This window comes from Nonomuraea sp. NPDC049784, assembly GCF_040659615.1.
Classification (GTDB): Bacteria; Actinomycetota; Actinomycetes; order Streptosporangiales; family Streptosporangiaceae; genus Nonomuraea.
Genome location: NZ_JBFAMX010000720.1, coordinates 1 through 4686 on the forward strand (window position 1 = coordinate 1; position 4686 = coordinate 4686).

Sequence of the window (4686 nt, forward strand, 5' to 3'; positions counted from 1 at the left end):
CACCGGCGCGACCATCATCACGGCCTGGGTGGTGAGGGTGTTGTTCACGCCGATGAACACACCCGCGACGATGACCGCGGTGACACCCTCGAGGGGGTGCTCGACCAGCTCGATGCCGAGGGGCTCGGCCCGGGTGGCGAGCACGGCCTTGGTCTGCGGCAACGCGTCGGCGTCCACCACGAACACGTCGCTCTTGGACTTGCCCGCGCGCCGGGCCAGCGTCATCGCCTCGGCGGCGGCCGTGCCCTCGTCGAGGAGGGAGGCGCCCGCGACGGGCAGGCCCGTCAGGTCGGAGACGACGGTCTGGAAGTTCAGCAGCGCCTCGAGGCGGCCCTGCGAGATCTCCGGCTGGTACGGGGTGTAGGCGGTGTACCAGCCCGGGTTCTCCAGCAGGCTGCGGCGGATGACCGCGGGCGTGATCGTGTCGTGGTAGCCCAGGCCGATCATCGAGGTGAGCACGCGGTTGCGGCCGGCCAGGGCGCGCAGCTCGGCGATGGCCTCGGCCTCCCCGACGGCGGCGGGCAGATTGAGCCGGTCCTTGGCCCTGATGGCCTCGGGAACGGCCACGGCCACCAGGTCCGCCACGGACTCGAAGCCCACGGTCTCGAGCATGCGCTGCTGCTCGGACTCCGATGGGCCGATGTGCCTGGATGAGAACGGCGGGGCTGACAGGTCGGTCATGGAAAGTGCCTCCCGAGGCTGTGGAGACCGGCGCCAGGGCGCGGGCGAGTGCCGGATCTCCCCCTCTGTCAGCGCGGCGGGACCGCGACCTGAGAGCTTCACCCCGGGAACGGGGCTTGCACCGTCGGTGAGACGCGCCTGGCAGGTGCGCCTGCTTTCCAGAGTTGCCTCGCCCGAGCGGTACGGATGCCTGAGAGATTCCGGGGAGGGTTGCTCCTTCGGCGCCCCGGGACCCGTAGGCCCGGAGACTCTCCCGCACGGGGTCGTCAGCCTTGCTGTCCTAGATTACAACCCTATCCGTTACGGGCGAATTTCCACGACAGGGCATGATTAGTCCGCCCGCGCGTAGGGGCCCCGTTCGGGGGCCCACGCAGGCAGCGGAGTTCGCGCTCAGCCCATGCGCCGCGCGCGGCGGCGGCGGGCGAGTTCGTCAGCGGGGTGGTCGGCCGGGACGGTGTCCTCGACCGCTGCTCTTTCCCCCGGCAGCTCCGCGAGGGATCCCTCGACCTCACGCCAGACCCGGCCGAGCGCGATGCCGAACACGCCCTGGCCGCCCTGGAGCAGATCGATCACCTCGTCGGCCGAGGTGCACTCGTAGACGCTGACGCCGTCGCTCATGAGCGTGATCTGCGCGAGGTCAGCCACCCCGCGGTCACGCAGATGCTGCACGGCCGTACGGATCTGCTGCAGCGACACCCCGGTGTCGAGGAGCCGCTTGACGACCTTGAGCACCAGGATGTCTCGGAAGCCGTAGAGCCGCTGGGAGCCTGAGCCCTGCGCGGCTCTTATCGTGGGCTCCACGAGGCCCGTGCGTGCCCAGTAGTCGAGCTGCCTGTAGGTGATGCCGGCCGCCGCACAGGCCGTCGGCCCGCGGTATCCGATGTCGCCTGGCAGCGACGCCGGCTGCTCGTCGAAGAGCAGACCCTGCTCCCCGGCACGCTGCCGCGCGCTCTCGCGCCGCACCGGATCTTCCTGGCCGGCTGTCTTTCCCTCGCCGCTGCTGACCGCCACGCGGACCTCCGGCTTTCTCTCATCCCGTGGCCTGATCTGGGGGTTCGTAAAGGGCGGCCACGGGTTTCACTTGCACCGTAGGTCCGTGACCATGCTCAGTCAACGATCCGGCTCGGCGCGTCGTGAAGCGTAAATGCACCGAAATACCTACCCCGCCCTGCCGAAGTCTTCGGGTGTGATCGTGTCAAGGAACTCCCTGAACTTCTCCACCTCGTCCTCCTGGTCATCCGGGATGATGACCCCGGCCTCCTGGACGACCTCCTCGCTGGCGAAGATGCGCGCTCCCGTGCGCAGCGCGAGCGCGATCGAGTCGGACGGGCGCGCGCTCACCTCCACGCCGTTGGAGAACACCAGATCGGCGAAGAAGATGCCGTCGCGCAGGGCGACGATGTTGACCGCTCGCAGGCCTACGCCCAGAGCGCTCAGCACGTCTCGGAAGAGGTCGTGGGTGAGCGGCCGCGGAGGTGGCTCCTCCGCTTGGGCCAGAGCGATGGCTGTCGCCTCGGTCATGCCAATCCATATAGGAAGGAACCGCTCCCCGTGTGCCTCCTTGAGCAAGACGATCGGCTGATTTGTGGGCATTTCTACTCGAACGCCCACGACCTCCATCTGCAACACGGGCTGCTCCGTATTCCTGACCGGTCAACCGGCACAGTTATTTGGCTCGTCGCTTCTGCTGACTGGCTACTGCAATTCAACGTAACACCCGGCGGGCATGGAACGCGCCTCCACCTCCCAGCTCGACTGGGTCTCAGCGCCCCAGAACGGACCGGATCCCCGACCGCACAAGGGATGCGTGCAAATCGAGCAGGAGTGCGGAAAGCTCCCTGGCGACCTCGTCCGCCTCCCCGATGGCGCCGGGGGCCCGCCGTTTGAGTATGGGAGCGACGGTCTGCTCGACCAGGCCGCACTCGCGCTCGGCCGCCGCCTTGACCGCGCGCAGATGGCGGGCGTGCAGGCCGAATTGGGCCAGGGCGCCGACGCTGCGGGCCACGTTGAGCGCCTCCTCGTCGTAGCGCCTGGCCACCGGGGCGAGCAGCCCGTAGTCCTCCAGCTCGGCGAGCGTCTCCTCGTCGATCCCCGCCGCCTCGAGCAGCTCGGCCCGGCTGAGCCGGACCTCCCGCTTCTCCTGCACGGCGCGCGGGCGGCCGAAGCTCTCCGCCATCCTGTCCTTGATCACCCGCAGCGGCAGGTAGTGGTCACGCTGCTCGGTCAGGATGAAGCGCAGCTGCTCCACGTGCAGGTGGGTGAACTTGCGGTAGCCGGACGGGCTGCGCTCGGGCTCGATCAGCCCCTCACCCTCCAAGAACCGGATCTTGGAGATGGTCACATCGGGGAACTCGCCCCGCAGCAGCGCGAGCACCTCCCCGATGCTCATGTGCGAGCGAGCCGCCTGTGCGCTCATGCGGCCTCCCTCGGCGGCCCCATGAGCTCACATGGGGCCGTGCGTGCCGGTCGCTCGCTCCGCTCGCTCATGCGCCGGCGTTGGTCCGCATCAGGAAGACGAGGCGGAACTTGCCGATCTGCACCTCGTCTCCGGAGTGCAGGGGGACCTCCTCGATGCGCTCCCTGTTGACGTAGGTGCCGTTGAGGCTGCCCACGTCGCGCACGGAGAACTGGCCACCGCGGTGCCGGTAGAACTCGACGTGGCGGCGGGAGACCGTGATGTCGTCGAGGAAGATGTCGCTCTCCGGATGGCGCCCGGTCGTGGTGAGCTCCTTGTCGAGCCGGAAGCGACTGCCCTGGTTGGGGCCCCTCGTCACCGTGAGCAACGCCGCGCCGGGCGGCAGCTGCTCGACGAGGGCCCGCTCGGCCAGGAGCATGTCGCCTGTCTCAGCCTCGTACGCCTCGATTCCCGCGATGGAGATCGTCGATGTGGTGTCCCCGGAGACCTCGGGCCTGGTCAGCGGTGACCCACAACGGGAACAGAAACGGGCATCCTCGGGGTTGGCGTGCCCGCACTGCGTGCAGTAGACGCTCGGCATCGATCGGCTCGGCCTCCTACCGCGAAGACGCGGCGACGGTGCTCTAGGGCGCGCCTCGCTTCGCTTTTTCAAGTTTGCGAATGCCGCAACATACGCTGATCAGCGGCAAAGGTCAAGGCGGGGCACTGGACTATGGTTTGGACGCAGACAAAGTTACCGTCGCCCCCGCCCCGTGGTCCATGCCGCCGCGCGTTTCTACATTACGATCTTGCGGCGCTGTGCGCGCACACTGTGAGTAGCGTTCTTCATTTGATTCATTGCCAGAGACCGTTCCATCACTCTCTGTGAGAGTTGATCAACCGGCGGCCTGCTCGACGATGCGAGCCCACCGCTCGAGCAACGCCTGCGCGCTGTCCATGTCGTTCGCCTCGGCCCACAGGTCGGTGACGGGCTCGCTGGCGGCGGGCAGCACCAGCACCCAGCTCCCGTCGTCGCGGGCCACGCGCACGCCGTCGGTGGTGTCGATGCGGCGGCCGTCCTGCTCCGCCTCTGCCGTCTCGATGACCGAGCGCATGACGGCGCCCTTGGCCGCCCACGGCGTGGGCACCGTGCGCTTGAGCATCTTCACCTCGGGGATCCTGGCGTCGATCTGGCTGAGCGACAGGCGGGTGCGGGCCACCAGGCCGAGCATGCGCATGAACGCGGCCAGCCCGTCGATGGCCGGGCTGAACTCCGGCACGACGAAGCCGCCGCGTCCATCGGCGGCGAAGATCATGTCGGGGCCGGCGGCGGCCGAGGTGAGGGCGTCGAGCGCGGTGGAGGTCCACTGCACCTGCACGCCGTGGAAGCGGCAGACCTGCTCGGCGACCCTGGTCGTGGTGACCGGCAGCGCCACCTGGCCGCCCCTGCGCTCGGCGGCGACGAGGTCGAGCACGACGAGCAGGGCGCGTTCCTCGTTGATGAGGTGGCCCATTTCGTCCACCAGGGCGATGCGCTCGCCGACCGGGTCGAACCGGACGCCGAACGCCGCCCGCGACGAGCTGACCAGCTCCGACAGGCGCTGCAGGTC

At 68.8% G+C, this 4686-nt stretch carries 4 protein-coding genes, 2 pseudogenes and 1 riboswitch; all 6 genes and pseudogenes read right to left on the reverse strand.

Translation table 11 applies throughout. The features are described 5' to 3' along the window. Window positions 1-681 (reverse strand): annotated as a pseudogene (locus AB0J09_RS56740) (glycine dehydrogenase (aminomethyl-transferring)); the annotation flags it as partial. A gap of 168 nt (window positions 682-849) precedes the next feature. Next, a riboswitch (glycine riboswitch) is annotated at window positions 850-947 on the reverse strand. Window positions 948-1071: 124 nt separating this feature from the next. Then, complete coding sequence (locus AB0J09_RS56745; protein ID WP_360711028.1) at window positions 1072-1692, reverse strand: MerR family transcriptional regulator; 621 nt, start codon at window positions 1690-1692, stop codon at window positions 1072-1074. A gap of 147 nt (window positions 1693-1839) precedes the next feature. Continuing rightward, the gene (locus tag AB0J09_RS56750; protein ID WP_090771501.1) at window positions 1840-2310 is read right to left on the reverse strand and encodes a bifunctional nuclease family protein; all 471 of its coding nucleotides are present in this window, start codon (window positions 2308-2310) and stop codon (window positions 1840-1842) included. Between the two features lie 133 nt (window positions 2311-2443). Next, entirely contained in the window at window positions 2444-3097 is a 654-nt protein-coding gene (locus tag AB0J09_RS56755) for a MerR family transcriptional regulator (RefSeq protein WP_360711031.1), read from the reverse strand. A gap of 67 nt (window positions 3098-3164) precedes the next feature. Beyond that, window positions 3165-3677 (reverse strand): FHA domain-containing protein, encoded by a 513-nt coding sequence (locus AB0J09_RS56760; RefSeq protein WP_360711034.1) that lies wholly within the window; start codon window positions 3675-3677, stop codon window positions 3165-3167. 295 nt (window positions 3678-3972) lie between these two features. Next, window positions 3973-4686 (reverse strand): annotated as a pseudogene (locus AB0J09_RS56765) (mannose-1-phosphate guanyltransferase); the annotation flags it as partial.